Source organism: Brevibacterium sp. HMSC063G07 (genome assembly GCF_001810665.1).
Taxonomy (GTDB): domain Bacteria; phylum Actinomycetota; class Actinomycetes; order Actinomycetales; family Brevibacteriaceae; genus Brevibacterium.
This window is the reverse complement of record NZ_KV802321.1, coordinates 272,792-299,584: the sequence shown is the minus strand read 5'-3', so window position 1 is coordinate 299,584 and position 26,793 is coordinate 272,792. Positions and strand designations below refer to the sequence as shown.

20 protein-coding genes are annotated in these 26,793 nt (G+C 62.9%); 9 read left to right on the top strand and 11 right to left on the bottom strand.

Translation table 11 applies throughout. The features are described 5' to 3' along the window. Nucleotides 1–15: 15 nt before the first annotated feature. The 5 genes from HMPREF2757_RS01375 to HMPREF2757_RS01355 are packed head-to-tail and all read left to right on the top strand — an operon-like array spanning nt 16 to nt 5,155. On the top strand, nt 16–786 hold the full coding sequence (locus HMPREF2757_RS01375) for an SDR family oxidoreductase (protein ID WP_070572659.1): 771 nt from the start codon (nt 16–18) through the stop codon (nt 784–786). Nucleotide 787: 1 nt separating this feature from the next. Continuing rightward, nucleotides 788–2,041: an acyl-CoA dehydrogenase family protein gene (locus HMPREF2757_RS01370; protein WP_070572657.1), complete on the top strand. Its 1,254-nt coding sequence runs from the start codon at nt 788–790 to the stop codon at nt 2,039–2,041. After that, complete coding sequence (locus tag HMPREF2757_RS01365) at nt 2,035–3,114, top strand: phosphotransferase family protein (protein WP_070572654.1); 1,080 nt, start codon at nt 2,035–2,037, stop codon at nt 3,112–3,114. Before HMPREF2757_RS01370 ends, HMPREF2757_RS01365 begins: the two co-directional genes overlap by 7 nt. 2 nt (nt 3,115–3,116) lie before the next feature. Next, nucleotides 3,117–4,523 (top strand): MFS transporter, encoded by a 1,407-nt coding sequence (locus HMPREF2757_RS01360; RefSeq protein WP_083304033.1) that lies wholly within the window; start codon nt 3,117–3,119, stop codon nt 4,521–4,523. Then, the gene (locus HMPREF2757_RS01355; RefSeq protein WP_070572652.1) at nt 4,523–5,155 is read left to right on the top strand and encodes a histidine phosphatase family protein; all 633 of its coding nucleotides are present in this window, start codon (nt 4,523–4,525) and stop codon (nt 5,153–5,155) included. The genes HMPREF2757_RS01360 and HMPREF2757_RS01355 overlap by 1 nt, the downstream gene beginning before the upstream one ends. A 109-nt stretch (nt 5,156–5,264) precedes the next feature. Here the strand turns inward: HMPREF2757_RS01355 and HMPREF2757_RS01350 are convergent, their stop codons facing one another. Then, entirely contained in the window at nt 5,265–6,239 is a 975-nt protein-coding gene (locus tag HMPREF2757_RS01350; protein ID WP_070572650.1) for a heme o synthase, read from the bottom strand. Nucleotides 6,240–6,391: 152 nt separating this feature from the next. Between HMPREF2757_RS01350 and tkt the strand changes: the two genes are divergently transcribed. The 4 genes from tkt (at nt 6,392) to HMPREF2757_RS01330 (ending at nt 12,980) form a co-directional block, all read left to right on the top strand. Then, nucleotides 6,392–8,473, top strand: a complete 2,082-nt coding sequence (gene tkt / locus HMPREF2757_RS01345) for a transketolase (RefSeq protein ID WP_070572648.1) — start codon at nt 6,392–6,394, stop codon at nt 8,471–8,473. Next, nucleotides 8,470–9,561, top strand: a complete 1,092-nt coding sequence (gene tal / locus HMPREF2757_RS01340; protein WP_070572646.1) for a transaldolase — start codon at nt 8,470–8,472, stop codon at nt 9,559–9,561. Before tkt ends, tal begins: the two co-directional genes overlap by 4 nt. Continuing rightward, nucleotides 9,558–11,165, top strand: coding sequence for a hypothetical protein (locus HMPREF2757_RS01335; RefSeq protein ID WP_070572645.1), 1,608 nt, complete (start codon nt 9,558–9,560; stop codon nt 11,163–11,165). The genes tal and HMPREF2757_RS01335 overlap by 4 nt, the downstream gene beginning before the upstream one ends. 153 nt (nt 11,166–11,318) lie before the next feature. Next, nucleotides 11,319–12,980 carry an alanine/glycine:cation symporter family protein gene (locus HMPREF2757_RS01330; RefSeq protein WP_256278242.1) on the top strand — a complete coding sequence of 554 codons (1,662 nt, stop codon included), beginning with the start codon at nt 11,319–11,321 and terminating at the stop codon, nt 12,978–12,980. A gap of 211 nt (nt 12,981–13,191) precedes the next feature. On the opposite strand, the gene secG is transcribed toward HMPREF2757_RS01330, so the two are convergent. From secG to HMPREF2757_RS01280, 10 genes are read right to left on the bottom strand one after another with little or no spacing between them, the layout of a single operon-like run. Then, a complete protein-coding gene (gene secG / locus HMPREF2757_RS01325; protein WP_070572641.1) occupies nt 13,192–13,434 on the bottom strand; it encodes a preprotein translocase subunit SecG in 243 nt (80 codons plus the stop codon). A gap of 13 nt (nt 13,435–13,447) precedes the next feature. Further along, nucleotides 13,448–14,239, bottom strand: a complete 792-nt coding sequence (gene tpiA, locus HMPREF2757_RS01320) for a triose-phosphate isomerase (RefSeq protein ID WP_070572640.1) — start codon at nt 14,237–14,239, stop codon at nt 13,448–13,450. 10 nt (nt 14,240–14,249) lie between these two features. Continuing rightward, a complete protein-coding gene (gene pgk, locus HMPREF2757_RS01315; RefSeq protein ID WP_070572638.1) occupies nt 14,250–15,470 on the bottom strand; it encodes a phosphoglycerate kinase in 1,221 nt (406 codons plus the stop codon). Nucleotides 15,471–15,495: 25 nt separating this feature from the next. Then, nucleotides 15,496–16,500, bottom strand: coding sequence for a type I glyceraldehyde-3-phosphate dehydrogenase (gene gap, locus HMPREF2757_RS01310; protein WP_070572636.1), 1,005 nt, complete (start codon nt 16,498–16,500; stop codon nt 15,496–15,498). A 51-nt stretch (nt 16,501–16,551) separates the two neighbouring features. Next, on the bottom strand, nt 16,552–17,535 hold the full coding sequence (gene whiA / locus HMPREF2757_RS01305; protein ID WP_070572635.1) for a DNA-binding protein WhiA: 984 nt from the start codon (nt 17,533–17,535) through the stop codon (nt 16,552–16,554). A 16-nt stretch (nt 17,536–17,551) separates the two neighbouring features. After that, the gene (gene yvcK / locus HMPREF2757_RS01300; protein ID WP_070572633.1) at nt 17,552–18,565 is read right to left on the bottom strand and encodes a gluconeogenesis factor YvcK family protein; all 1,014 of its coding nucleotides are present in this window, start codon (nt 18,563–18,565) and stop codon (nt 17,552–17,554) included. Between the two features lies 1 nt (nt 18,566). Then, complete coding sequence (rapZ, locus tag HMPREF2757_RS01295; RefSeq protein ID WP_070572631.1) at nt 18,567–19,439, bottom strand: RNase adapter RapZ; 873 nt, start codon at nt 19,437–19,439, stop codon at nt 18,567–18,569. A 32-nt stretch (nt 19,440–19,471) separates the two neighbouring features. After that, nucleotides 19,472–21,328: an excinuclease ABC subunit UvrC gene (uvrC, locus tag HMPREF2757_RS01290; RefSeq protein ID WP_070572629.1), complete on the bottom strand. Its 1,857-nt coding sequence runs from the start codon at nt 21,326–21,328 to the stop codon at nt 19,472–19,474. After that, complete coding sequence (gene uvrA, locus HMPREF2757_RS01285; protein WP_070572628.1) at nt 21,321–24,218, bottom strand: excinuclease ABC subunit UvrA; 2,898 nt, start codon at nt 24,216–24,218, stop codon at nt 21,321–21,323. Before uvrA ends, uvrC begins: the two co-directional genes overlap by 8 nt. A 3-nt stretch (nt 24,219–24,221) precedes the next feature. Then, nucleotides 24,222–26,750, bottom strand: a complete 2,529-nt coding sequence (locus tag HMPREF2757_RS01280) for a DEAD/DEAH box helicase (protein WP_070572626.1) — start codon at nt 26,748–26,750, stop codon at nt 24,222–24,224. Nucleotides 26,751–26,793: the final 43 nt, after the last annotated feature.

Genomic DNA, 26,793 nt, shown 5'->3' with positions numbered 1-26,793 from the left:
CCCGAGGAGAACACCATGACCGTGTACACCGAACTCGAAGGGCAGACAGCCCTTGTGACCGGCGCATCGCGCGGAATCGGCTTTGCAATAGCCGAAGAGCTCACCCGCAGCGGCGTGACGGTGGTTATGACAGCCCGCAAGGACGACGCGCTGCAGCAGGCAGTCAACAGCCTGCCGGACGGCAAAGCCATCGGCATTGCGGGCAAAGCAGATGACCCCGAACACCGCAGACAGGTACTGGACACTATTGCCGAGCGCTTCGGCAGACTCGACATCCTCATCAACAACGCAGGAATCAACCCCGTCTACGGCAAGCTCGTGGACCTCGAAATGGCAGCCGTTGAGAAGGTGCTGTCAGTCAACCTGCTCTCAACCCTGGCCTGGACCCAAGCGGCCTACCACCACGAAGGACTGAAGTTCCGCGAAAACCGCGGCAGGGTCGTCAACCTGTCTTCGGTCGCAGGCGCAACACCGTCACCGAACCTCGGCCTGTACGGCGTTTCCAAGGCCGCGGTCAACCACCTGACCACGACTCTCGGCGCAGAACTCGGACCGGAAGTGCGAGTCAACGCGATCGCCCCGGCCGTCGTGAAAACTCAGTTCTCCGAAGCGCTCTATGCCGAAGGCGAAGACAAGGTCGCCCAGCAGTATCCGCTCAAACGCCTGGGCACACCCGAAGACATCGCACATACCGCAGTGTTCTTGGTATCCGATTCTTCGTCGTGGATCACTTCACAAGTCATCACCCTCGACGGTGGACTGCTCTCAAACGGAGGAAGGGCCTGACATGAACGCACACAGCACGCACACCCCCGATGTCGAACAGCTGCGCCGAAGAATCCGCAGCTTCGTGCGAGAGCAGATCATTCCCGCCGAACCTCGCCCCGGTGAGACCCTCCAACCAGAAGAGCTGCAGCGCCTCAAAGATGCCGCAGCCGGTGAGGGACTGCTCAGCGTGCACGTCTCCGAAGAGCACGGCGGTGCCGGTGTTCCGCTGCGCGATTGGCCTGTGCTGTTCCAAGAGGCCGGGTACTCCCCCATCGGACCGGCAGTTCTCAACATCATGGCCCCAGACGAGGGCAATATGCACATGCTCAGCCTGGTAGCGAACGAAGAGCAGAAAGAGCGCTATCTTCGTCCGCTGGCAGCAGGTCAGGTGCGTTCGTCATTCGCTATGACCGAACCGCATCCCGGCGCCGGCTCCGACCCGAACTCGCTGACTTCGAGTGCTGAGTTCTCAGACGGCCAGTGGGTGCTCAACGGACACAAGCGCTTCATTTCCGGGGCATACGAAGCATCGTTCTTCATCGCGATGATGCGCACTCCCGCACACGGTGATTCCCCCGAGGGCGCCACCATGTTCTTCGTCGATGCGGACAATCCCGGAGTGCGTGTGGGTGAGCCCATCCACACGGTTGACACCACAATTGCCGGTGGCCACCCCCACGTGTACTTCGACGACTGCAAGGTCGATTCTTCAGCAGTCATCGGTGCGGTGGGGCGGGGGTTTGAATATGCCCAGGTTCGTCTGGGACCGGCTCGCCTCACACACTGCATGCGCTGGCTGGGCCTGGCCCGCCGTTCTCTTGACATTGCGCTGGATCGGGCGGAGAAGCGGGAGATCTTCGGCGACAAGCTCTACCGTCTGGGACTTGCACAGGAGCTCATCGCGCAGTGTGAGATCGACATCGAAACATCTGCAGCGCTCATTGAGAAGACAGCACGGAAGCTGGAGGAGGACGAAGCAGCCGGCCGCAGCCTGTCGTCAATTGCGAAAGTGTATGTTTCCGAAGCTGTCTACCGGGTCATCGACCGCTGTGTGCAGATCTGCGGCGGCGACGGCGTATCCGACGGTCTGCCGCTGATTCAGTACCTCAACGAGGTTCGCCCGTTCAGGATCTACGACGGCTCGACTGAGACCCACAAGTTCGCCATAGCCCGGCGCGCTTCGTCCCGCCGCAGAAAAGAAGTGCAGGCAGGAGCACCCGATCAGGGCACAGCTGCCCTCCGCCCCTGCGATGGGGATGATTCCCGATGCTGACACAGCCTGATGGAATCGAGGTTGTCGCCACGCGCACCGAAGCGCAGGAGTTGAGCTCTCCCCCGCTGCTCGTTCTGGAATCCCTGACCGAATATCTTGACGAGCAGCGGCTGGGCTCAGGGCCGGTTGCGTGGCAGCGAATCGGCGAGGGCCAGTCGAATATCACCTACCTCCTGCGCCGCGGCGACACCCAGTTTGTTCTGCGCCGCGGACCGCGCCCTCCGCTGCCGAAGTCGACGCACGACATGAAGCGCGAAGCGCGCATCCAGTCCGCACTCGCACCCGAAGGCATAGCCGTTCCCAGCATCCTCGCCCTGTGCGAAGACGAAGCGGTCCTCGGTGTTCCGTTCTACATCATGGAGTTCCTCGACGGTGAGGTCGTCACCGACCGGGTGCCCGACTGCTTTGCCGGACCGGAGGGGCCGCGCATCGCTGTCGAGGCGATGGTCGATTCACTCGCTGCCCTGCACTCCGTCGATGTGTCTTGCGAACCGGTATCCGCTCTCGGCAGGCCCGAGGGGTACCTTGAACGCCAAGTGCAGCGTTTCAGCGGCCTGTGGGGACAGACATCGAAGCGTGAAGTCCCCCAGGTCGATGCGATCGCGCACAGGCTGGCGTCAGCACTGCCGACAACCCAGCGTCACAGTGTCGTCCACGGCGACTTCCGCATGGGCAACGTGATGTATGAAAAGTCAGCTCCGCCTCGGATTCAGGCGATCCTCGACTGGGAGATGGCAACACTCGGAGATCCCCTGGCAGACCTCGGCTACCTGGTGGCAACCTATGCCGACCCATCAGCGGAGCCGACGATTATGGAGCTGACACCCGTGACCCGCGGGTCGGCATTTCCCACCCGCGACGAGGTCATCAGCCGCTACGCCGATCGCACAGGCCTGGATGTCTCGCCGCTGAAATGGTACATGTCACTGGCACTGTGGAAGGCCGCAATCTTCTCCGAAGCAATCTACACCCGGTGGCTCAACGGCGAGCGTCCGGACGATCCCTTCGCCGCGAATCTCGACACCGGCGTCTTGACGCTGCTTGATCAAGCGCAACAGCTCATAGAGGAGTGACCATGTCCCAGCCTCCAACGTCGCAGGCTCACACACCACCTCGCCAGTACCCCCAGTCGCTGCCGACCTCCCGTGTCAAAGCTGATCGGGCTACAAGGAAATCGGTGCGGGCCTCAACCGTCGGCAACATCCTCGAATGGTACGAGTGGTCGTCCTATGCGGTCTTCGCCCCGTTCATCGCCAAGGTGATGTTCGACCAGACCGACCCCGTGTCAGCCCTGCTGGCGACCTTCGCGGTATTCGCAGTTGGGTTCTTGGCTAGGCCTCTGGGCGGTTTCGTCTTCGGCCGCTTGGCAGACAAGAAGGGCCGCAAGTTCGTTCTGCTGGTCACAATGCTGACCATGGCCGCAGGATCATTCGCAATTGGAATCATGCCCACCTACACCGCAATCGGCATCGGCGCTTCGGCTCTTCTCCTGACCATCCGCGTTGTCCAGGGCTTTGCCCACGGCGGTGAGTCGGCCGCGGCGAACACCTACGTCGCTGAGATCGCACCCGCCGCACGCCGCGGCATGTGGGGATCAATTCCCTTCATCGCCATTTTCGCCGGATCGGTCCTCGCCTATATCGTCGGAACGGTTCTCACCACGGTGCTTTCGGATGAAGCAGTTTCGGCATGGGGCTGGCGTCTGCCGTTCCTCGCAGGCGGTGTGCTCGCTCTCGTTGTGCTCTGGATGCGCCGCGAAATGCTCGAATCCGAGGTTTTCGAAAGTTCCGATGACGACATCCCGGCCGACGCGGCTGATCTCGCACACCCTGCCGCCGACACCGTCAGATCCGCAGCAGCCGAAGCACCCGCAGATGCACCGCATCCCGTCACAACGCACGCGGTGTGGAAGACGGTCATCCTCATCATCGCCTTCGTGTCAGGCATTACGGCTGCGCACTACACCTGGAGCTCCTATGTTTCGACCTATGCGATCACTCAGCACGGAATGGAACCGGCCCAGGCATACCTCGTGGTGTGCGTATCGCAGACCATTGCGCTGGCAGCTCTGCCGCTGTGGGGTCTGCTTTCCGATAAAGTCGGCCGCAAGCCGGTGCTGTTCGGCTTCGCGATCGGCATGATGGTCCTCCAGTTCCCGATGATGATGCTCATCAGCTCGGAACCGTGGACTCTGCTGGTTGCTTCGACGGTGTCGCTGGTGGTCGTCGCCATGTCCGGCGCGCTTCTGGCCTCCGTCATGTCCGAGGCCTTCCCCACCAAGTACCGCACACAGGCGCTGGGCTTCGCCTACTCCGTTTCTGTCGCAGTCTTCGGCGGTTCGGCACCGTACCTCAACGCTTTGGCAATCGACATCAACATGGCGTGGCTCTCAAGCGCGTACATCGTTGCACTGTGTGTTTCCACGCTCATCGCCGTGCTCATCATGCCCGAGACCAAGGGCATCGACCTCAACAGAATCTGATGCCGACCATCCTCTTGGTCCGCCACGGACAGGCGAGCTTCGGAGAGCCGGTGTACGATCGGCTCTCCGAAGTCGGCCGCGCACAGGCCACCGCGCTCGGCGCCTACTTACGTGAGCATCTTCCGGCTGAACCAGCGCGGATCATCACCGGCAGCCTCGAAAGGCAGACGCACACCGCGCAACTGGCGAAATCGGCCGCCGGCTGGACGGCCGATGTGACAACAGATGCACGCTGGAATGAATACGACAGCGACTGTCTGCTGAGCCTGGCGGGCTGCTCAGACGACATCATTTCGGCGACAGAGTTCCAGAAGAGAATCGAAGTCGGCATGCGCCTGTGGGCCACCGAAGCGCAGCATCGCAGCGTCTACCGTGAGTTCGCTCGCGCAGCCGACGAGGCGCTGACTGAGCTTGCGGCTGTGCCGGGCACGAGCGTTGTCTTCAGTTCCGCCGGAGTGATCTCGCAGCTGGCGACCGCGCTCATCGACGGCACAGTCGAAACGTGGGTGAAGCTGTGCCGGGTTGCCGCCAACACCGGTGTGACGACCCTCGCTGCCGGCAGACAGGGCGTGAACCTCGTGAGCTTCAACCAAACGGCCCACTGCACCGGCAGACTGCTGACCTACCGCTAGGAGTCCAACCGCCTGCTGCCGTGTACGTTAAGAGCACAGATCGGGCAGACACAGAACAGCGGGGCCGGTGAGAAGTTTCTCACCGGCCCCGCTGTTCTGCAGTCAGGAATCAGCCGAGGAACGGATTGAGGAACGGATCGATTGCAACTGCCAGGAACAGAATCGAAAGGTAGGTGATGGATCCGTGGAAAACGCGCATGGCCTTCAGCTGCGTTCCGCTCAGCCCCTGCTTTGCGCGCTTGAGGAAGGTGATGCACTCCCACATGAACCAAGCGCCCGAGCCCAGGGCGACAACCGTGTACAGCGGGCCCATGGGCGCCAGCGGGATGACAGCCAAAGATGCAGCGATCATCGCCACCGTGTAGCCGATCATCTGCACGCCGACGGTCTTCGGCGGCACCTTGTTGGGCAACATGGGAACATCGGCGGCTTCATAGTCGGCCTTGTATTTGATGGCCAGCGGCCAGTAGTGCGGCGGGGTCCAGAAGAACACCACGAGGAAAAGCGCAACGGGCGCCCAGTCAAGCGAACCGGTGACGGCAGACCAGCCGATGAAGACCGGCATGCAGCCTGCCGCGCCTCCCCAGACGATGTTCTGGGTGGTACGGCGTTTGAGGACCATGGTGTAGAAGACCGCGTACAGGAGGATCGCAGCGGCGGTCAGGCCAGCCGCAACCCAGTTGGTGAAGCCGCCCATCCACAGAATCGAGCCGATGCCCAGTGAGAACGCGAAGATCGTCGCTTCTTTCACCGAGATTTCGCCGGTGACAAGGGGGCGGGTTTCGGTCCGGGCCATGCGGGCGTCGATGTCGCGGTCGAAAATCGAGTTGAACACCGAAGCTGACGCGGCGGCGGCCGAACCGCCGATGAGGGTGGCGACGATGAGCCAAAGATTGGGCAGTCCGCGTTCGGCAAGGAACATCACCGGCGCTGTCGTGACCAGCAGCAGTTCGATGACGCGGGGTTTGGTCAGTGAGACAAAGGCCATGAAGCGGCTGCGGTTCTCAACCGAAGCAGCCGGTCGCTGTTCATCCCGAAGACGCTGCAGCGGTCGTTCTGCTTGGTGCTGCTGATGAGCGCTCACGCATTCACTTCCTGTAGTCGACGCGGTTGTTCTCACTGGATTCTCCCAGCGTCCGCTCATTCTATCCGCTGTTCCTGTGAATACCAGCTCCCACCCGGTGTGCGCGCCCGTTACAGTTGGTGTGGACGCACGTCAACAGGAGGAACCTTCGCATGAGCTCGCTGAACTGGTCTGCCGAAGACCAGGCTGCTGTCAACACTGCTCGACTTCTCGCCGCTGATGCCGTTCAGGCTGCCGGCAACGGCCACCCCGGCACCGCTATGAGCCTCGCACCCGCCGCGCACTACCTGTACCAGTATGCGATGACCCACAGCCCGGCCGATCCGAACTGGATCGGCCGCGACCGCTTCGTTCTGTCAGCGGGACACGCCAGCCTTACGCAGTACATTCAGCTGTTCCTCACCGGCTACGGGCTGGAACTTGACGACATCAAGCAGCTGCGCCAATGGGGTTCGCTCACCCCCGGCCACCCCGAGGTGGGGCACACCGCGGGCGTTGAAATCACCACGGGCCCGCTTGGCTCCGGCATTGCAAGCGCTGTCGGCATGGCTATGGCGGCACGGCGCGAACGCGGTCTGTTCGACCCCGAAACGCCGAAGGGCGAAAGCGTTTTCGACCACAGCATCTTCGTCATCGCCGGTGATGGCGACCTCCAGGAGGGCGTATCCGGCGAAGCTTCATCGCTTGCGGGCACTCAGCGTCTGAGCAACCTCATCGTCATCTGGGACGACAACCGCATCTCCATTGAAGACGACACTTCGATCGCGTTCACCGAAGACGTCGAGGCACGCTACGCAGCCTACGGCTGGCACACCCAGCACGTTTCCTGGGTCAAGGAAGACGGCACCTACCTCGAAGATCTCGACGCCCTCCACCTCGCAGTGGAAGCGGCCAAGGAAGACGACCGTCCGTCCTTCATTCGCCTGTCGACCATCATCGCCTGGCCGGCCCCGAACGCTCAGAACACGGGAGCTGCGCACGGTGCTGCGCTCGGTGACGACGAGATCGCCCAGACCAAACGGCTGCTGGGCTTCGACCCGGAAGAGAAGTTCGCCATCGCCCCGGAGGTTCTCGACTACACCCGCAAAGCCGCAGAGCGCGGCCGCGAAGCACAGCGAGACTGGAACGAGCGCTTCCAGCAGTGGCGCAGCGCCAACCCCGAAGCCGCGACGCTGTACGGCCGTCTGCAGGCGCGCGAACTGCCCGAAGGCCTCACAGACACGCTGCCGACTTTCGAAGCAGACGACAAGGGAATTGCGACGCGCGCAGCTTCCGGTCAGGTTCTCCAGGCACTCGGCGCAGCGATGCCCGAACTGTGGGGCGGATCTTCTGACCTCGCCGGTTCGAACAACACCCTCATCAAGAATGATCCGTCATTCCTCCCAGAAGATCGCTCTTCGGAAATGTTCCGCGGCACCGAATACGGCCGCAACCTGCACTTCGGTGTTCGCGAGTTCGCCGCAGGGCTGATCTGCAACGGAATCGCCCTGCACGGGCCCACCCGGCCGTACTCGGGCACCTTCCTCGTGTTCTCCGACTACCAGCGGGCTGCTGTCCGCCTGGCTGCACTGCAGAACCTGCCGAACATCTTCGTGTGGACCCATGACTCCATTGGCCTTGGCGAAGACGGCCCGACCCACCAGCCGGTTGAGCACTTAAGCGCCCTGCGCGCAATTCCGGGACTCGACGTGGTGCGTCCCGCTGACGCCAACGAAACCGTCTGCGCGTGGCTGAATATCCTCCAGCGCACCGACGGGCCCTCCGGTCTTGTGCTGTCGCGCCAGAATCTGCCCGTACTCGACCGGACAGAACTCGCCGGCGCGGAGAACACCGCCAAGGGCGCCTACGTTCTGTCTGACGATCCAGAGCCCGAGGTCATCCTCATGGCCACCGGCTCAGAAGTTCAGCTGGCGCTCGAAGCGGCTGCGCAACTGCGCCACGACGGCACTGCGGTGCGCGTCGTCTCGATGCCCAGCCACGAATGGTTCGACGCTCAGCCCCGCGACTACCGCGACAGCGTTCTGCCTCCGACCCTGCGGGCACGCGTCTCGGTCGAAGCCGGCTCGGCAATGAGCTGGCACCGCTACCTCGGCACGGACGGCCGCACTGTTTCGCTCGAACACTTCGGGGCTTCAGCCGACTACAAGCGCCTCTACCAAGAGTTCGGCATCACGGCCGACGCGGTCGTCACCGCCGCACGCGAATCCATCCGCGCCGCCAAGGAGGAACAGTGAACCTTCAGACCCTGAGCAAGAACGGCGTTTCCATCTGGCTGGACGACCTTTCGCGCACTCGCATTGAATCCGGCTCGCTCGCGCAGTCCGTGGCAGAAGACTCTGTTGTCGGAGTGACGACGAATCCGACAATCTTCGCGGCAGCACTTGCCGAGGGAAGCGGCTACGCAGACCAGCTGAGCGAGCTCAAGGCCAGCGGCACTTCGACAGAGGATGCTGTCGACGCGCTCACCGTGCGCGATGTCGCTCTGGCCTGCGACATCCTCAAACCTGTCTACGACGCCACGGACGGCCGCGACGGCCGCGTGTCCATCGAAGTCCCGCCGACGCTTGCCCACGATGCCGAGGGAACGGTCAAGTGCGCGCTGAAGCTTCACCGCATGATCGACCGCCCAGGCGTCATGATCAAGATTCCCGCCACACCCGAGGGCCTGCGGGCCATCACCGCGGTCACCGCTGAGGGAATCAGCGTCAATGTCACCCTCATCTTCTCGCTTGATCGCTACCGCAGGGTGGTCGAGGCGTACATCAACGGGCTCGAAAGGGCGCGCGAAGCAGGCCACGACCTCGGCACCATCCACTCCGTGGCATCGATCTTCGTGTCCCGCGTGGACACAGAAGTGGACAAGCGCCTGGAGAACATAGGCACCGACGCGGCTCTGGCTCTGCGCGGAAAGGCCGGAATCGCCAACTGCCGTGCTGCCTACCGCATTGCCGAAGAGCAGTTCAGCTCCGAGCGCTTTGCCGTTCTCGAAGCAGCCGGTGCCAACCGGCAGAGACCGCTGTGGGCCTCAACCGGCACGAAGAACCCCGAGTACCGCGACACGCTCTACGTCGAAGAGCTCACGGCCCCCGGAACCGTCAACACAATGCCGGAGAAGACCCTGCGCGCCTACGCCGAACACGGCCACGACAAGGGTGATGCCGTCACCGGCACTGCAGCCGAAGCCAACAGCGTGCTCGATGCGCTGGCTTCCGAAGGCATCGACTACGCGGACGTCATGCGGGTGCTTGAAGACGAGGGCCTGCAGAAGTTCGACGACAGCTGGGCCGAGCTCGTACAGACGGTCGAGGCGGGTCTGCGATGAAGGTCGACCTCTCCCCTGCCTCCCACGAGTCCTACGATCATGAGCTGAAGGTCCTCACTGAGGCTCGTGCTGCGTCACGCCTGGCCGCCCGCGATTCTCAGCTGTGGGGCGATTCCTGCGCTGCCACAGCTGAGAATCGCCTTGGCTGGGTGGAACTGCCGAAAGTCGAACACCCCGAAATCGCTCGCGCCGAAGAGCTGCGCCGCGAACTGGCCAAAAGCGGTGTGCACCGTTTTGTCCTGTCCGGCATGGGCGGGTCGTCGCTGGGAGCGGCCGTTATCGCTCGCGCTCTCGAGGTGGAGCTCACCTTCTTGACGAGCACGGCACCCGCCGCTGTGCACCGGGCTTTCGGCGACGACCTCAAGCACACGGGACTGATCGTCGCATCGAAATCAGGCACAACGGTCGAAACCCGCTCACACCTTGCCGCTTTTGAGGCCGCCTGCGCCGACGCCGGCCTCGACCCCGCCGAACGGGTCATCGCCATTACAGACCCCGGTTCACAGCTGAACGACCTCGAGCGCTTCACCGCGGTCTTCACGACCCCGACCGATGTCGGCGGGCGCTATTCGGCACTCACCGCCTTCGGCCTTGTCCCCGCCGTTTTGGCCGGCGGCGATCCGCGACCGCTGCTGGAGGCGGCTGCGCAGAGTGCCGCTGTGCTCGGCCGTGACGACGACAACCCCGCGGTTGAACTGGCGGCGTTCCTCTCCAGCGCTCACGCTCGCGATGTCGACAAGCTCGTTCTGGCGGACCAGACCGGCGTCGGTTTGGGTGCATGGATCGAGCAGCTCGTAGGCGAATCGCTCGGCAAGGACGGCAGGGGGCTTCTGCCGATTGCCGTTGCAGACCCGAACTCCGATCTCATCCAGAAGGCCGGGCCGGACGTCAGCATTGTCCAACTCGCCCTGGACGGCGAAGACAGCACGGAGCTTCCTGCGCCCGTATCCGGCCACATGGCCACAGTCACGGCCGAGCTCGGAGCTGCGCTCTACCTGTGGGAATTCACAACCGCCCTTCTGGCTTTCTCCACGGCCGTCGATCCCTTTGACCAGCCCGACGTTGAATCCGCCAAAGCCTCCGCCCGGGCCGCCCTTGCAGATCCCGAAGGGGTTCACGGCATGGACCTTGTGTTCAGCTACGAAAACATCGACGTCTACGGCAATGAGCACGCGCTGGCCAGCGTGCGCAGCATCAGCGGGACCGTTCAGGCCCTGGCCGGTGCCGTTCCCGAGTTCGGATACGTAGCCGTCCAGGCTTTTGTCGACCCGGAGCGCTTTGCTGCGATCGAGGCGCTGCGCGAAGCAGTTTTCCGCCTGACCGGACTTGTCACCACCTTCGGCTTCGGGCCGGCCTATCTGCACTCCACCGGGCAGTACCACAAGGGCGGGCGGAACAATGGGGCCTTCATCCAGATCACCGCCGACCCTGCGGGCGAAGACCTCGCAGTTCCCGGTGCCGACTGCTCTTTTGCACAGCTGCTCAGCGCACAAGCCGACGGCGATGCGGATGCACTCCGCCGCGCGGGACGTCCCGTCGTTCGCCTGCACCTGCGCACCGACGGATGGACACAGCTGGAGCGCTCACTCGGACTGAAAGGATAGGGGAAGCCTCGGACTGGAGGAAAGGAAGCAGAGACTTTCTGACCGGCACTTGTGCATTCGCTCTGCAATTGCCCTAGGGTATATGCATGCCGCGGATCACTGTAACTCTATGACTCCACGGCCGAGACCATGTACCCGATCTTCGGAGAGATTATGATCTCTGGTTCACAACCAGAAGTCCTGGCACAAGGGGGCTCACTCGAGTCCGTCGACGCGACTATTCAGAGCATCCTGGGCCCGTTCTCAGACTGGCTCAACAAGGTCGTCTTCTACGCACCGAGCGTCGGCGGCGTTGAGATTCCGCTCATCGTCGTCTGGCTGATGGCCGGCGCGATCTTCCTGACCGTCTACCTGCGGTTCCAGCCCATCACGGGCCTCAAATACTCCTACAAGGTGATTCAGGGTCGGCTGACCCGCAAGACCGACCCCGGCCAGGTGACCTCTTTCCAAGCACTTGCGACTGAGCTTTCGGGAACGGTCGGGCTGGGCAACATCGCCGGTGTGGCCGTCGCCATCACCATCGGCGGCCCCGGCGCAGTCCTGTGGATCATCATCTTCGGCCTCCTTGCCATGACCATGAAGATGGTTGAAGCCACTCTCGGTGTGAAGTATCGCGAGGTCGACGCCAAGGGCGAAACCATCGGCGGCCCCATGTACTACCTGCGCAACGGTCTGCGCGAAAAGGGCATGCCGCGCTTCGGTTCGTTCCTCGGCTACTTCTACGCCGCCGCAACCCTCATCGGCGTGTTCGGTGCCGGCAACCTGTTCCAGGCCAACCAGGTTGCGATGCTCGTGCAGAACGCCACCGGCGGCGAAGACTCCTTCTTCGCGGGCCGTCTGTGGCTCATCGGCCTGATCCTTGCCATTCTCAGCGGTGCCGTCATCCTCGGCGGCATCAGCCGCATCGCACAGTGGACCTCCGCCATCACTCCCCTCATGGGCGTCCTCTACGTAGCCTGTGTTCTCATCATCATCGTCATCAACATTCAGCACCTGCCGGGCGCTGTCGGCGCTATCTTCACCGGCGCGTTCACAGGTGAGGGCGTATCCGGTGGCATCGTCGGCGTTGCCATTGTCGGCATTCAGCGAGCACTGTTCTCAAACGTCGGCGGTGTCGGCACCGCCGGTATGGCCCACGCGGCCGTGAAGACTCGCGAGCCGGCGACTGAAGGCTTCACTGCACTGTGGGAGCCGTTTGTCGACTCCGTCGTCATCTGCACCCTGACGGGCCTGGCCATCACGATCACCGGCGTCTACCAGGGTGACGCAAGCGGCGACGGCATTGTCCTGACCACCGAAGCGTTCGCCACTGTTTCCTCGTGGTTCCCGATCTTTGTCACCGTTGCGGCGATTCTGTTCGGCTTCTCGACGGTTCTGTCCTACGCCTACTACGGCGAGGTTGCCATCGGCTTCCTCACCAAGAAGAGCCGCGCAGCCGTTCGGGGCTTCCACATCGTGTGGGTCTTGGCCGTCGTCGTCGGTTCGGCTATGACCCTTGAGAGCGTCGTCGGCATTTCTGACGCCACGCTGTTCATCATGGCCTTCCCGAACCTGCTGGGAATCTACTTCCTGGCGCGCAGGACCAAGAAGGAGATCTGGACCTACCGTGCCCGCGTCAAGGCCGGAACTCTCGACGAGATCCCAGAAGACCTGCAGGTCGGTCTGCGCGATCACGAACCGACACAGCAGCAGATCAAGGAAGAAGACGCCCGCCTGAAAGCAGAAGGCGAGAAGCAGTCGCGCGTTCGCCGGGCATTCCGAAAGATCACCGCTGACCGTCGCGAAGGACGCGAAGACAAACACACCAAGCTGTAGACAGCAGCTTTACGCAGCGGACGTCAGTATGCCGCAGCGACTGAGGGCCTCGCAGCGTATGGCTGCGAGGCCCTCAGTCATGATGCCGACAGGATCTGGATACGGGGCAATAGGCGCAAACACGCATCGCACTGCGCATCCGTCTGATTCCGCATCTGCACAAAAAGCGCCGCTGCCGTTGCGGCAGCGGCGCCTATGCGCGGCTTAGGTCCTACTGGAAGCGGACGATGAGTCCCAGAAGCACAATGCAGGCAACCCACACAATCGCCGTCAGCGCGGTGAACCTGTTGAGGTTGCCTTCGGCGACGCCGGACGAACCGAGGTTAGAGCTCATACCGCCGCCGAACATATCGGACATGCCGCCGCCCTTGCCTTTGTGCAGAAGAATGAACAGCACAAGAATGAAGCTCGAGAGCACGAGCACGCCAGTCAGAATCCACGTCAGAATAGTCACGCCGAATATCCTATCAGTCAGCCGAAGCGCGGACAGCGGTCTTGCACAGTGCGGCGAAGCCAGTCGGGTCCAAACTCGCCCCTCCGACCAGCGCACCGTCGACGTCTGACTGGCGCATGATGTCCCCGACGTTGTCCTGGTTGACCGACCCTCCGTAGAGGAGTCGCACCAACTGCGCGAATCCATCACCGTAGGTGTCGCTCAGCAGTCCGCGCACGGCCGTCGCCATCGTCCCGGCGTCATCAGCCGTCGCAGTTTCTCCCGTGCCGATCGCCCAAACCGGCTCATATGCGATGACAAGGCCTTCGAGCTCGTCTGCCGATTGGCCTTCAAGTGCCCCGGAAACCTGAGCCAGGGTGTATTCGATGTGCGTGCCCGCGGCGCGCACGTCCTGTGATTCGCCCACGCAGAGGATCGGGGCCAGCCCGTGGCGACGAGCCGCCCGAACCTTCTGGCCAATGATTTCGTCGTCCTCACCGTGATGTGCTCGCCTTTCAGAGTGTCCGACGACAACGTACTGACAGCCGAGCTGATTGAGGAAGCGTCCGCTGATCTCGCCGGTGAAAGCGCCTTCGTCATGAGCCGAAAGGTCCTGCGCGCCATAGGACACAGGGATCTTATCGGCCTGAACGAGGGTCTGCACCGAACGGATGTCGGTGAACGGAGGGATCACCGCAATGTCAGCGGTCGATCCGTCGAAACGCGCATCGCGCAGCGACCATGCCAGCTTCTGGACCGAGGCGATCGCCTCGAGATGATCGTTGTTCATCTTCCAGTTGCCGGCCAGGAGTGGTTTGCGGGTCATTGGTGTGCTTTCAGTTGAGTGCTGTCAGTCCGGGGAGTTCTTTGCCTTCGAGGTATTCCAGGCTCGCGCCGCCCCCGGTGGAGATGTGGCCGAAGTCGGCTTCGGAAAAGCCCAGGGAGCGCACTGCTGCCGCGGAGTCTCCCCCGCCGACAACTGTGAGGCGGCCGTCGGCTTCAGATCCGTGAACTGTCGTCAGCGCCTCGGCTACCGCTTTGGTGCCCGCAGCGAAGGCAGGGATCTCGAATACGCCCATGGGGCCGTTCCAGAACACCGTCTTTGCCTTCTTGATGATCTCTGCGAAGTGCGCTGCGGATTCGGGCCCGATGTCGAGCCCCATAGCGTCGGCACCGGCCGGAGTGCCTTCCAAAGCGTCGACGGACGCAACCCAGTGGTCCGCGTCAGCCCCGAACTTCTCGGCCATGACGATGTCAGTGGGCAGGACGATGTCGACGCCGGCTTTTTCTGCCTTTTCCAGGTATCCCCGGACGGTGTCGATCTGGTCTTCTTCCAGCAGCGACGAGCCGACCTTGCAGCCCTGCGCTTTGAGGAAGGTGAAGACCATGCCGCCGCCGATCAGCAGCGAGTCAGCCCGGTCGATGAGCGAATCGATGACGCGGAGCTTGTCGGAGACCTTCGAGCCGCCGAGAACAACAGCGTAGGGCCGCTCAGGATCATGCAGCAGACGTTCGCTGACTTCGACTTCAGCCGCGACGAGCCCCCCGGCATAGTGCGGGAGTCGTGCGGGAAGGTCGTAGACGCTTGCCTGTTTGCGGTGGACCACGCCGAAGCCGTCAGAGACGAAGACGTCGCCCAGAGCTGCCAGCTGATCGGCAAAAGCAGCGCGCTCGGCGTCGTCCTTCGAAGTTTCGCCCGGGTTGAAGCGCAGGTTCTCCAAAAGCAGCACCTCACCATCAGCCAGTGCAGCGACGCAGGCCTGAGCGTCTTCGCCCACGGTGTCCGCGGCGAACTGCACCGGACGGCCGATGGCCTCCGTCAGGACCGGCGCCACCGGGCCAAGGCTGAATTCGGGGTTCGGCTCTCCCTTGGGTCGGCCCAGGTGGGCAATGACGATGACGCGCGCACCCGCTTCTGCAAGAGATGCGATGGTCGGCGCGGAGGCCTCGATCCGACCGCGGTCGGTGATTGTGTCGCCGTCCATCGGGACGTTGAGATCGGAGCGGACGATGACGCGCTTGCCGGCGAAGTCACTCGGGTTGGTGAGAGTCTGCATAGTGTCCTTTTCTCGGTGCCGGAACTCAGAGCCGTTCGGCAACATAGTCTGTCAGGTCGACCAGGCGTTCGGAATAGCCCCATTCATTGTCGTACCAGGAGACCACCTTGATCTGGTCGCCGACTTTGCGGGTCAGCTGAGCGTCGAAAATCGACGAACGGTCTTCCATGACGATGTCCGATGACACGATTGGGTCTTCCGTGTAGCCCAGAATGCCCTTGAGGGAGCCTTCCGCGGCCTTCTTGACCGCGGCGTTGACTTCGTCGACGGTGACGCTCCTGCTCGGCAGGAAGGTCAGGTCGACGAGAGATCCCGTGACAACCGGAACGCGGACGGCGAAGCCGTCGAGCCTGCCTTTGAGCTCAGGCAGAACCTTGCCGACGGCATTGGCCGCGCCGGTGGTGGTCGGCACGATGTTGACCGCGGCGGCACGTGCTCGGCGCAGATCTTTGTGCGGGCCGTCAACGAGGGCCTGACCACCGGTGTAGGCGTGGATCGTAGTCATGATCCCGGATTCGATGCCGAACTCTTCGTGAAGGACTTTTGCCAGCGGGGCCAAGCAGTTGGTGGTGCAGGACGCGTTGGAGAACACGTGATGCTTCTGCGGGTCGAATTCTTCGTGGTTGACGCCCATGACGAACATGCCGTCGTCTTTTTTGCCCGGTGCCGACAGCAGGACCTTCTCAGCGCCGGCGTCGATGTGCTTCTGCGCCTGATCGCGCTTGCGGAACTTGCCGGTGGCTTCGATGACGATGTCGACCCCGAGCTCTCCCCAAGGGATGTCGGACGGGTCTTTGTGGGCGCTGGCGTGAATCGACTTGCCGTCGATGATGAGCGAATCGTCAGTGTGCTCTACGGTCCCGCCGAACCGACCCCACACGGTGTCATAGCGGAAGAGATGGGCGAGGCTGGCGTTGTCGGTGAGGTCATTGACGGCAACCACTTCGAGTGAAGTGCTTCCGGCGAGGATCTGGCGCAGAACGGAACGGCCGATGCGGCCGAAGCCGTTGATTCCGATGCGGACTGTCATGGTGTCTGCCTTTCGCGTGTTCTGAGTTCCGTGAGTTCGAGGTGGGGGGGGTCAGACGTCGTCGAGCATTTCGGGTGTGAGACTGGCTTTGGTGTCGGGAACGCCCGTTTCCTCGGCCTTTTTGTCCGCGGTGGCCAGCAGCCTGCGAACACGGCCGGCAATGGCGTCTTTTGTCATGGGGGGATCGGCCAGCTGGCCGAGTTCTTCGAGCGAGGCCTGTTTGTGCTTCAGCCTCAGCTCTCCAGCGTAGCGGAGGTGATCGGGTACGTCGTCACCGAGAATCTCCAGGGCTCGCTCAACACGCGCACCGGCTGCGACTGCAGCCCGCGCGCTGCGGCGCAGGTTGGCGTCGTCGAAGTTCGCCAGGCGGTTGGCGGTGGCCCGGACTTCGCGGCGCTGCCGTCCTTCTTCCCATTCACTGCGCACTTCGGCGGCACCCATGGCTTCGAGGAGTTCGCCGATTGCCTCACCGTCGCGGATGACAACGCGATCGACCCCGCGGACCTCCCGGGCTTTGGCGATGATGCCCAAACGCCGCGCAGCGCCGACCAGCGCCAGTGCTGCTTCCGGTCCGGGACACGTGACTTCGAGAGCTGACGACCGGCCTGGTTCGGTGAGTGACCCGTGAGCGAGGAATGCTCCGCGCCAGGCGGCTTTGGAATCGTTGGTGGAGCCGTTGACGACTGCCGGGGGCAGTCCGCGGACGGGACGGCCCCGGTTGTCGATAAGCCCGGTCTGTCGGGCCAGCGCAGGCCCTTCTTCGGTGACGCGCACAATGTAGCGTTCCCGCTTGTTCAGACCCGAGGCTCCCGCAACGGCGACCTCCGGCGAAGCCCCGTAGAGAGTTGCAATCTCGCCGTAGAGGCGGCGGGCAGCCGCCGCAGTGTCGAGCTCAGCTTCGATGACGATTGAACCGGCCACGATGTGCAGAGCCGAAGCGAAGCGCAGCGTCGAGGCGACCTCGGCCTTGCGGGCGGGCGAGCGGCGTTCTTCCACCCTCGTGAGTTCGTCTTTGACCTTTGCGGTCAGGGACATGGGGTTCCTTCCTCAGTCACCACTGTTCATCGGTCTTGAGACCGGCGTTGACAAACATATCGCGATAGCACGCGGCAAGCTTCAGCGTGTCGTGCTGACCGCGGATCCGCGCGGCCAGGGGCCGGGCCCACAGCCTGGCCGCAAACAGCTTCTCTGCGGCATCGCGCAGACCGGCTTCTTCAGCGGCTGCAGCTTCGTCGACGAGAATGTAGTCGAAGCTGAGCCCGGGCGCGTGCTCTTTCAGCGACTCCAGGTGCTCGGTCAGGCTCAGGCCTCGGGTTTCCGCTGTCGCTCCCGGCAGGTTGAGAGTCAACGACTTCACAGCGGTCGAGGAGCAGATCGTCTCCGCCAGTTCCGGCACCAAGAGGTGCGGCATGACCGAGGTGTACCACGAACCGGGGCCGAGGTTGAGAACATCGGCCTGCTCCACCTCGGCGATTGTCTCCTTCCGCGCCGGCGGCGCGGCTGGAACCAGCTGAACCTGGGACACGGTCGCCCGGCACGAGGCGACTTGCGACTGACCGCGGATCACACCGGAAGTTCCCTGGCTGTCAGTGAAATCTGCTTCGATTGTCAGCGGCACCGACGACATGGGCAGCACGCGGCCGTGCGCCCGCAGGAGCCGAGCCACCCAGTCGAGGCCCTCGACTTCGTCCCCGTGGATCTGCCACAGAGCGCTGATGAGCAGATTGCCCACCGAATGCCCGTCAAGGCAACCGGAAGAGTCGAAGCGGTGCTGAATGACATCGCGCCAAATGCGACCCCACTCGCTGTCATCAGTCAAAGCGGCAAGCGCCATGCGCAGGTCCCCCGGCGGTAGACCGCCGAACTCCTGGCGCAGCCGGCCAGACGAGCCGCCGTCGTCGGCGACGGTGACCACGGCGACGAGATCTTCCGTCAGCAGGCGAAAAGCGCGCAGAGCGGCATACAGTCCATGACCGCCGCCGAAGGACACGACCTTCGGCCCGGTGCGCCGGGCCGGGTGCTTCAGATACAGGGGAAGTTCCGCAGTGTTGACTGGGGGCTCCATGTCATTCCTTCCCCAGGTCCCTGTGGCGCAGGGTGACCGATGCGTGAGTCAGTTCGGCAAGTCTGCGGTGGACGGCTTCGGCGACCGCGACCGAACGGTGTTTGCCGCCCGTGCAGCCAATCGCAATGGTCGCGTAGGGGCGGTGATCGGCGAGGTAGCCGTCGATGACGATTTCCAGCGCTGACACGTAGCGGTCGATGAAGTCCTGAGCACGCGGCTGTGTGAGCACATATTCGGCAACCGGTTCGTCTGTTCCGCGCAGGGCTTTGAGCTCCGGCACCCAGAAGGGATTCGGCAGAAAGCGGACATCCGCAACGTAGTCGGCGTCTTTCGGGGTGCCGTATTTGAAGCCGAAGCTCATAACCGTAAGCCGCAGCGCCGATGAACCGTCCTTGTCGAACAGACGGCGGATTTCATCGCCCAGCTGGTGGACATTGAGGTCGGAGGTGTCGACGATGACATCGGCACTGGAGCGCACCGGCTCAAGTTCTCGGCGTTCGGCTTCCAGACCGTCGACAATGGTGCCCTCGCCCTGCAGCGGATGGGGGCGGCGAACAGATTCATAGCGGCGCACAAGAGCGTCGTCGGACGCATCGAGGTAGAGAACGCGGATGCCTTCGGGGCCGTGGAGATCACGCAGGGTGTCCTTCAGTGTTGCGAACATGCCCCGCCCGCGCACATCGGCCACAACAGCGACTTTCGGGGCGTCACCGTCAACCCGACTGACAATATCGACAAGACCGCTGATCATCTGCGGCGGCAGATTGTCGACAACGTACCAGCCCATGTCCTCGAGGGCCTTTGCCGCGGTTGAACGTCCGGCACCGGACATGCCCGTTACGACGAGCACGGTGTCACGCTGATTGGTCGTCATGCGATCTCCTTATTCTTCCCCGCTCAATTCTTTCAGTCTTTTCTGAACGCGGCCACAATGCGCTCCACCAAGGCCGGGCCGATCCCCTTGACCTGGGTCAGCTCATCAGCGCTGGCCCTTTTGATCTTCGTAACAGACCCGAAGTGGTCAAGCAGCGCCTGCCTCTTGGCCGCGCCGAGGCCTTCGACCGTATCGAGTGCGGAAGCTGTGATTCTGCGTTTGCTGCGCTGGAAGGTGATGGCAAAGCGGTGGGCTTCGTCACGCACGCGCTGCAGCATGAACAGGCCCTCGGAGTTGCGCGGAAAGATGACGGGGAATTCGTCCCACGAAACCCACACCTCTTCGAGCCGCTTGGCCAGGCCGACGACGGTGATGTCGACAAGGCCCAGGTCATCGAGCGCTCGCCTGGCAGCTGACACCTGCGGCAGGGCGCCGTCGACTACGAGCAGCGACGGCCGGTAGCCGAACTTGGGATCATCGTCTTCACTGGCCAGGGACTCCAGGTACCGGCTGAATCTGCGAGACACCACGTCGTACATGGCCGAGGTGTCGTCCCTGGCCGCGTCACCGGTCACCGAGAACCTGCGGTAGTCGCGTTTGACCGGCAGCCCGTCTTCGAACACCACGAGCGAGCCCACGACGTCTTCGCCGTGGAAGTGCGAATTGTCAATGCACTCGATGCGCAGCGGAGGCTCTTCCAGACCCAGGTTCTCTTGGATCTCGTTGAGCGCCTGGCTGCGGGTGGTCAGATCCGACGACCGGCGCTTCTTGTGCAGCTCCAGAGCCTGTTCGGCATTGGCGACGACAGTTGTCAGCGCGGCAGCTTTTTCACCGCGCTCGGGAACGCGGATTGTGACCTTCGCGCCCCTGGTCTGGCTGAGCCAGTCCTCTAGGGTCGCGTGGTCTTCCGGCAGGGTGTCGACGAGGATTTCCTTCGGAATCGCCTCTGCTTCAACATCGAGGTAGGCCTGGCGCAGGTAGTCGCTTGTGAGCTGAGCGGCCGAAAGGTCCTGCATCCGCTCGATGATCCATCCGCGCTGACCGCGAATCCGACCGCCGCGCACGTGGAAGACCTGGACGGATGCCTCGAGCTCTTCGACTGTCAGTCCGAAGATGTCTGTGTCGACGTTCTGCGAGAGGATGACTGAGGACTTGTCGACGATCTTTTCGAGAGCTTCAATCTCGTCGCGCAGCTTCGCGGCCCTCTCGAAATCGAGTTCACCGGCGGCTTCTTTCATTGCCCGCCGGCGCGTGGAGATGATCTTCCCCGTGCTGCCCGACATGAATTCGGTGACGCCCTCAACGAGCTCCCGGTGCGCCTCCGGGGTGATCCGATCAACACACGGGGCAGAGCACTTGTCGATGTAGCCCAGCAGACAGGGCCTGCCCGAACGCGCGGCGCGGTCGAACACCGTCTTTGCGCACGTGCGCACGGGAAATGCCTTCAGCAGCAGGTCGAGAGACTCTCGGATGGCCCACACTGCGGTGAACGGACCGAAGTACTTCACGCCCTTGCGCCGTTTGCCCCGCGTGACGAAGACCCGCGGATAGCGGTCTTTCACCGTGACCGCCAGGTAGGGGTAGGACTTGTCGTCGCGGAACATGACGTTGAACCGCGGCTTGAATTCGTTGATCCACGTCCATTCAAGCCGCAGCGCCTCAACTTCGCTTTCCACGATCGTCCATTCGACGGACATCGCCGTATGGACCATCGTGAATGTCCGCGGGTGCAGGCCCGCCGGGTTGGCGAAATAGGAATTCAGCCGATTGCGCAGGTTCTTCGCCTTGCCGACGTAGATGATCCGCCGCTCATCATCGCGAAATCGGTAGACCCCGGGAAGAGTGGGGATCTCCCCCGGCTTAGGCCGATACTGACTGGGGTCAGCCAATGCGGCTCGCAATCTCGGGCATGGCTGCCAGATAGCGTCCGGTGTGGCTTGCCTCAACCTGAGCCACTTCTTCAGGCGTGCCGGCAGCCACAACCGTACCTCCGCCTCGACCGCCTTCGGGCCCCATGTCGATGATGTAGTCACTGGCGGCAATCACGTCGAGGTTGTGCTCGATGACGATGACGGTGTTGCCCTTGTCTACGAGCCCCTGAAGCACCAGCAGCAGTTTCCGGATGTCCTCGAAGTGCAGGCCCGTGGTCGGTTCGTCAAGAACGTAGACGGCCCGGCCGCGCGTGCGCTTCTGCAGTTCTGCAGCGAGCTTCACGCGCTGGGCTTCGCCACCGGACAGCGTGGTTGCCGGCTGGCCCAAGCGCACATAGCCCAGGCCCACCTTGACGAGCGTGTTGAGGTGACGGGCAATTGCGGGAACCGCCTCAAAGAACTCGGCGGCCTCTTCGATCGGCATGTCGAGCACTTCGGCAATCGACTTGCCCTTGAACTTCACTTCGAGCGTTTCGCGATTGTAGCGCGCTCCCCCGCACACTTCGCAGGGCACGTAGACGTCCGGCAGGAAGTTCATTTCGATTTTGATGGTGCCGTCACCCGAGCAGTTCTCGCAGCGGCCGCCCTTGACGTTGAACGAGAAGCGGCCCGGCTGGTAGCCGCGCATGCGCGCTGTTTCGGTTTCGGCGAACAGGCGCCGCACGTGGTCGAAAACGCCCGTGTAGGTGGCCGGGTTCGACCGTGGCGTGCGTCCGATGGGCGACTGGTCGACGTGGATGACCTTGTCGAGCTCTTCAACGCCCGTCACCCGCTTGTGCAGACCCGGGACCCGCTTGGCGTTGTTGAGCTTGTTGGCCAGTTCGCTGTACAGGATGTCGTTGACCAGCGTCGATTTCCCAGACCCGGACACGCCGGTCACAGATGTCAGCACCGACAGCGGGAACTTCACCGAGATGTCTTTGAGATTATTGGCCCTCGCCCGCTCCACGCCGAGCATTCGCTTGCGGTCGACCCGGCGGCGCTCGTCCGGGACCCCGATCTTGCGGCGCCCGGCAATGTAGTCGCCCGTCGCGGACCCTTCCGCACGGGTCAGCTCCTTCACGGGACCGGAGTAGACGACCTGACCGCCGTGTTCGCCAGCACCGGGGCCGATGTCGACAATCCAGTCGGCCGCATCAATCGTCTCTTCGTCATGTTCGACGACGATCAGGGTGTTGCCCAGGTCGCGCAGCTTCATGAGTGTGTCGATCAGCCGCCTGTTGTCCCGCTGGTGCAGGCCGATTGACGGTTCGTCGAGCACGTACAGCACGCCTACGAGTCCCGAGCCGATCTGGGTGGCCAGGCGGATGCGCTGTGCTTCGCCGCCCGAGAGCGTGCCGGCGGCGCGGTCGAGTGACAGGTATTCCAGGCCGACGTCCAGCAGGAACTGCAGGCGGGCGCGAATTTCCTTCATCACCTGGTCGGCGATCTGCGCATCGCGCGCGCTCAGTTCGAGGCCGCCGAGGAATTCTGCTGCCTGATCAATCGCCATCCGGCTGACATCCGCTATCGAGGTGTCGGCCACCGTGACGGCGAGTGCTTCCGGCTTGAGCCTGGTTCCATCGCAGGAGGCGCACGGGACTTCCCGCATGTACGCTTCGTAGCGGTCACGGGCGGTATCGGATTCGGTCTCGCCGTGTTTGCGCAGGATGTAGTTGAACACACCCTCAAAGCCCGTTGAGTAGGTGCGCTCGCGTCCGAAGCGGTTGCGGTACTTAACGTGGACCTTGTAGTCCTTGCCCTGAAGAATCGCCTTGCGGGCTTTCTTCGGCAGATCCTTCCACGGGGTTTTCAGGTCGAAGCCGATTTCATCGCCCAGTCCCTTAAGCAGGCGGTTGAAGTACTTCATGGTCGACTTGCCGTGCGACCACGCGGCGATTGCGCCCTCGCCGAGTGTCATTTCGTCATCGGGGACCACGAGGTGTTCGTCGACCTGCAGGCGCACCCCGATTCCATCGCACGCGGGGCAGGCGCCGAACGGCGAATTGAATGAGAATGTGCGCGGTTCGATCGTGTCGGTGGTCAGCGGGTGGTCATTGGGGCAGGACATGTGTTCGGAGAACGTTCGCATCTCGTCTGAATCGACCAGCAGAACGTCGAGGCGTCCGTCCGCCGTGCGCAGGGCGGTTTCCACCGAATCCGTCAGGCGCTGCCGGATGCCGTCTTTTGCGATGAGACGGTCGACGACAACCGAGATGTCGTGCTTGTACTGCTTCTTCAAGGTCGGCGGTTCGCTCAGGCTGATCTGTTCGCCGTCAACCCATGCACGTGAGAAGCCCTGGCTCTGCAGCTGTTGGAACAGATCGGCGAACTCGCCTTTGCGCTGCCGGACTACCGGCGCCATGACGATGAACTTGGTGCGCTCCGGCAGACCGAGCAGCTGGTCGACGATCTGCTGGGGGGTTTGGCTGGAGATCTCCTCGCCGCACTGGGGGCAGTGGGGAATTCCGATTCGCGCCCACAGCAGGCGCATGAAGTCATAGACTTCGGTGATGGTGCCGACAGTCGAACGAGGGTTTCGCGAAGTGGACTTCTGATCGATCGACACCGCCGGCGACAGGCCCTCGATCATGTCGACGTCGGGTTTGTCCATCTGCCCTAAGAACATCCGCGCGTAGGAGGACAGGGATTCGACATAGCGGCGCTGGCCCTCGGCGAAGATCGTGTCGAACGCAAGTGACGATTTGCCGGAGCCGGACAGGCCGGAGAAGACGACGAGGCTGTCCCGCGGCACCTCGACATCGACGTTCTTGAGGTTGTGCGCCCGTGCGCCCTGCACGATGATCGTGTCGAGGTGAGACACTCCCCCGCCCGCGGGCCGATGAATCTGAGATTCGTATGTGGTCATGTGTCAGCTCTCCATTTCCGAACGCGGGGCGACGTCGATGATCGTCACCGCGGGTTCTCCAAGATCGTCCGAGGCGTCGAGGTCGACCCGGGCGCGGATGGCCCAGTCTTTGTCGCCTTCCGGATCGTCGAGTATCTGGTCGACCAGCCAGGTTCTGCCGTCGCGGCGGATGTGAATGAAATCAGCCGAACGCGCGTCGGCTCCCACCCCGAGCTCACCGTATTCGTCGTAGAACGCCTCGACGGCGTCCTCCCAGCGCCGGTGGTCCCAACCGTCGTCCCCGTCGAGCTCTCCCAGCGCCCGGTAGGCGGCGCGTTCAGCCAGCAGCACCCGGTGGAACAGTGCGTTGCGAACCAGGACTGTGAAAGCGCGCTCGTCGTCTGTGAGCTTACGCGTCGCGTGTTCCAACGGCAGTGTGTCGGTTTCCTCCGCACCGGCCCTGCGAAGCGCTTCCCATTCCTGCACGAGAGAAGAATCGACGCGCAGAACAAGATCGCCCAGCCAGTCGATGACGTCCTTCAGCGGCTCTGTCACGAGGTCTTCCGGCACGGTCTGCACCAGTGCGCGATAGACATCAGTCAGATAGCGAAGCAGTCCGCCCTCCACGCGTGCGAGCTTGTAGTACATGACGAACTGCGAAAAGTTCATGGCCTGGCTGATCATGTCGGCCACAACCGCTTTGGGCTCAATCCCGATTTCGCGCAGCCAGGGCGCGTGCTGCGTGAACGCCTCGAAGGCTTCGTCCAGAACTTCGCCGTTGGGGCGGGGCAGCTCCATTTCGTCGATGATCGCCATGCGCTCGTCATAGGGCACGCCCTCAGATTTGAGCGCTTGGATCTCTTCGCCCTTCAGCCGGTCCAGCTGTCCGCGAAGAACGTGGTACGGGACCTCCGTTGTCGCTTCGATGACGCTGAGCACATTGTCCGCCCAGTCGTCTGCTTCGGGATCGAAAAGCTCCAGGGCCGCCAGGGCGAACGGCGAAAGCGGCTGGTTGAGAGCGAACTGCGGGCCGAAGTCCTCGGCGAGCTCAAAGCGGACCTGACCGCTGTGTTCTGTGCGCACGAGAACTTCCGCGTTCAGCAGCGCACGGCCGATCCGCAGTGCGCGCAGCTGCATATCGAGCTTGCGGGCGGGTGTTTCATGGGTCGAGGCGATGAAGTCGCGCACGGTCTTGACGACGTCTCCCCCGCGTGCGGCAAGGTTGATGACGGTCGAATGCGCAATCTTCATGCGGGAGCGAAGCTCTTCGACCTCGCTGTCGCGCAGGTTCTCAAAAGTCTCCTGCGACCAGCCGACGAAGCCCGCCGGCGGCTGTTTCTTGGCCGGTTTTCGCTTCTTGCCGCTGTTGGCAGCCTTATCAGCTGCCTTCTTGTTCTCGATTTCGTGTTCGGGCGCCTGCGCGACCACATAGCCGACCGTGTCGAACCCGGCCCGACCCGCACGTCCGGCAATCTGCTGGAATTCACGAACCGAGAGCCTGCGCATCTTCGAACCGTCGAATTTCGTCAGAGCGGTCAGCAGCACAGTTCGGATTGGCACGTTGATGCCGATGCCGAGCGTGTCCGTGCCGGATATGACCTTGAGCAGACCCCGGCCCGCCAAGTGCTCGACAAGCCTGCGGTACTTGGGCAGCATGCCGGCGTGGTGAACGCCGATGCCGTGCAGCAGCAAGCGTTTGAGGGTTGTTCCGAACCCCTTCTGAAAGCCGAAGCCGCGGATCTCATCGGCGATCGCCTCGCGTTCTTCCCGGGTGGCAAGGTTCGCGCTGACAATCGACCCGGCGAGTTCCGCGGCCTGCCGCTGGGAGAACGAGACAACGTAGACGGGCGCCTGGTCGTGGCGAACGAGCGCGTGGAGTGTTTCGTGCAGCGGCTCTTCTGAGTAGCTGAACTCCAGCGGCACCGGCCGCTGCGCACCCGTGACATAGGAGGTCGATCTGCCGGTGAGCTGTTCCATGCCTTCGGCTATCGCTGTCGTGTCGCCGAGCGTGGCGGACATGAGAACGAACTGCGACTGCGGCAGCGTCAGCAGCGGCACCTGCCACGCCCAACCGCGCTGAGGGTCGCCGAAATAGTGGAATTCGTCCATGATGACAATTCCCACGTCCAGCAGCGGACCTTCGCGCAGCGCCTGGTTGGCAAGAATCTCCGCTGTAGCGCAGATGACGGGAGCGTCCGCGTTGACTGAACTGTCGCCGGTGACCATGCCGACGTTGTCAGCGCCCAAGCGCTCGCTTAGGTCGAAAAACTTTTCTGAGACGAGCGCCTTGATCGGCGCGGTGTAGTAGACCCTCACCCCGGTGCTCACACCCCAGTAGGCGGCGGCGAGGGCGACCATCGACTTACCCGAGCCAGTGGGAGTTGCAACGATCGTGTTGTCGCCTGCGAGAACTGCGAGTATCGCTTCCTGCTGCGCGTCGTACAGGTCCAGACCCAAACCGCTTACATAGTCTTCGAATGCTTCGTACACGGTGTCGGCAGAGGCGAATTCCTCCGGTATCTGCTCAAGTGCACTCACGAAGCGATTACCCATTCCTCAACTAGACTGACTGGGACTACCCATTATTCCCCATGAG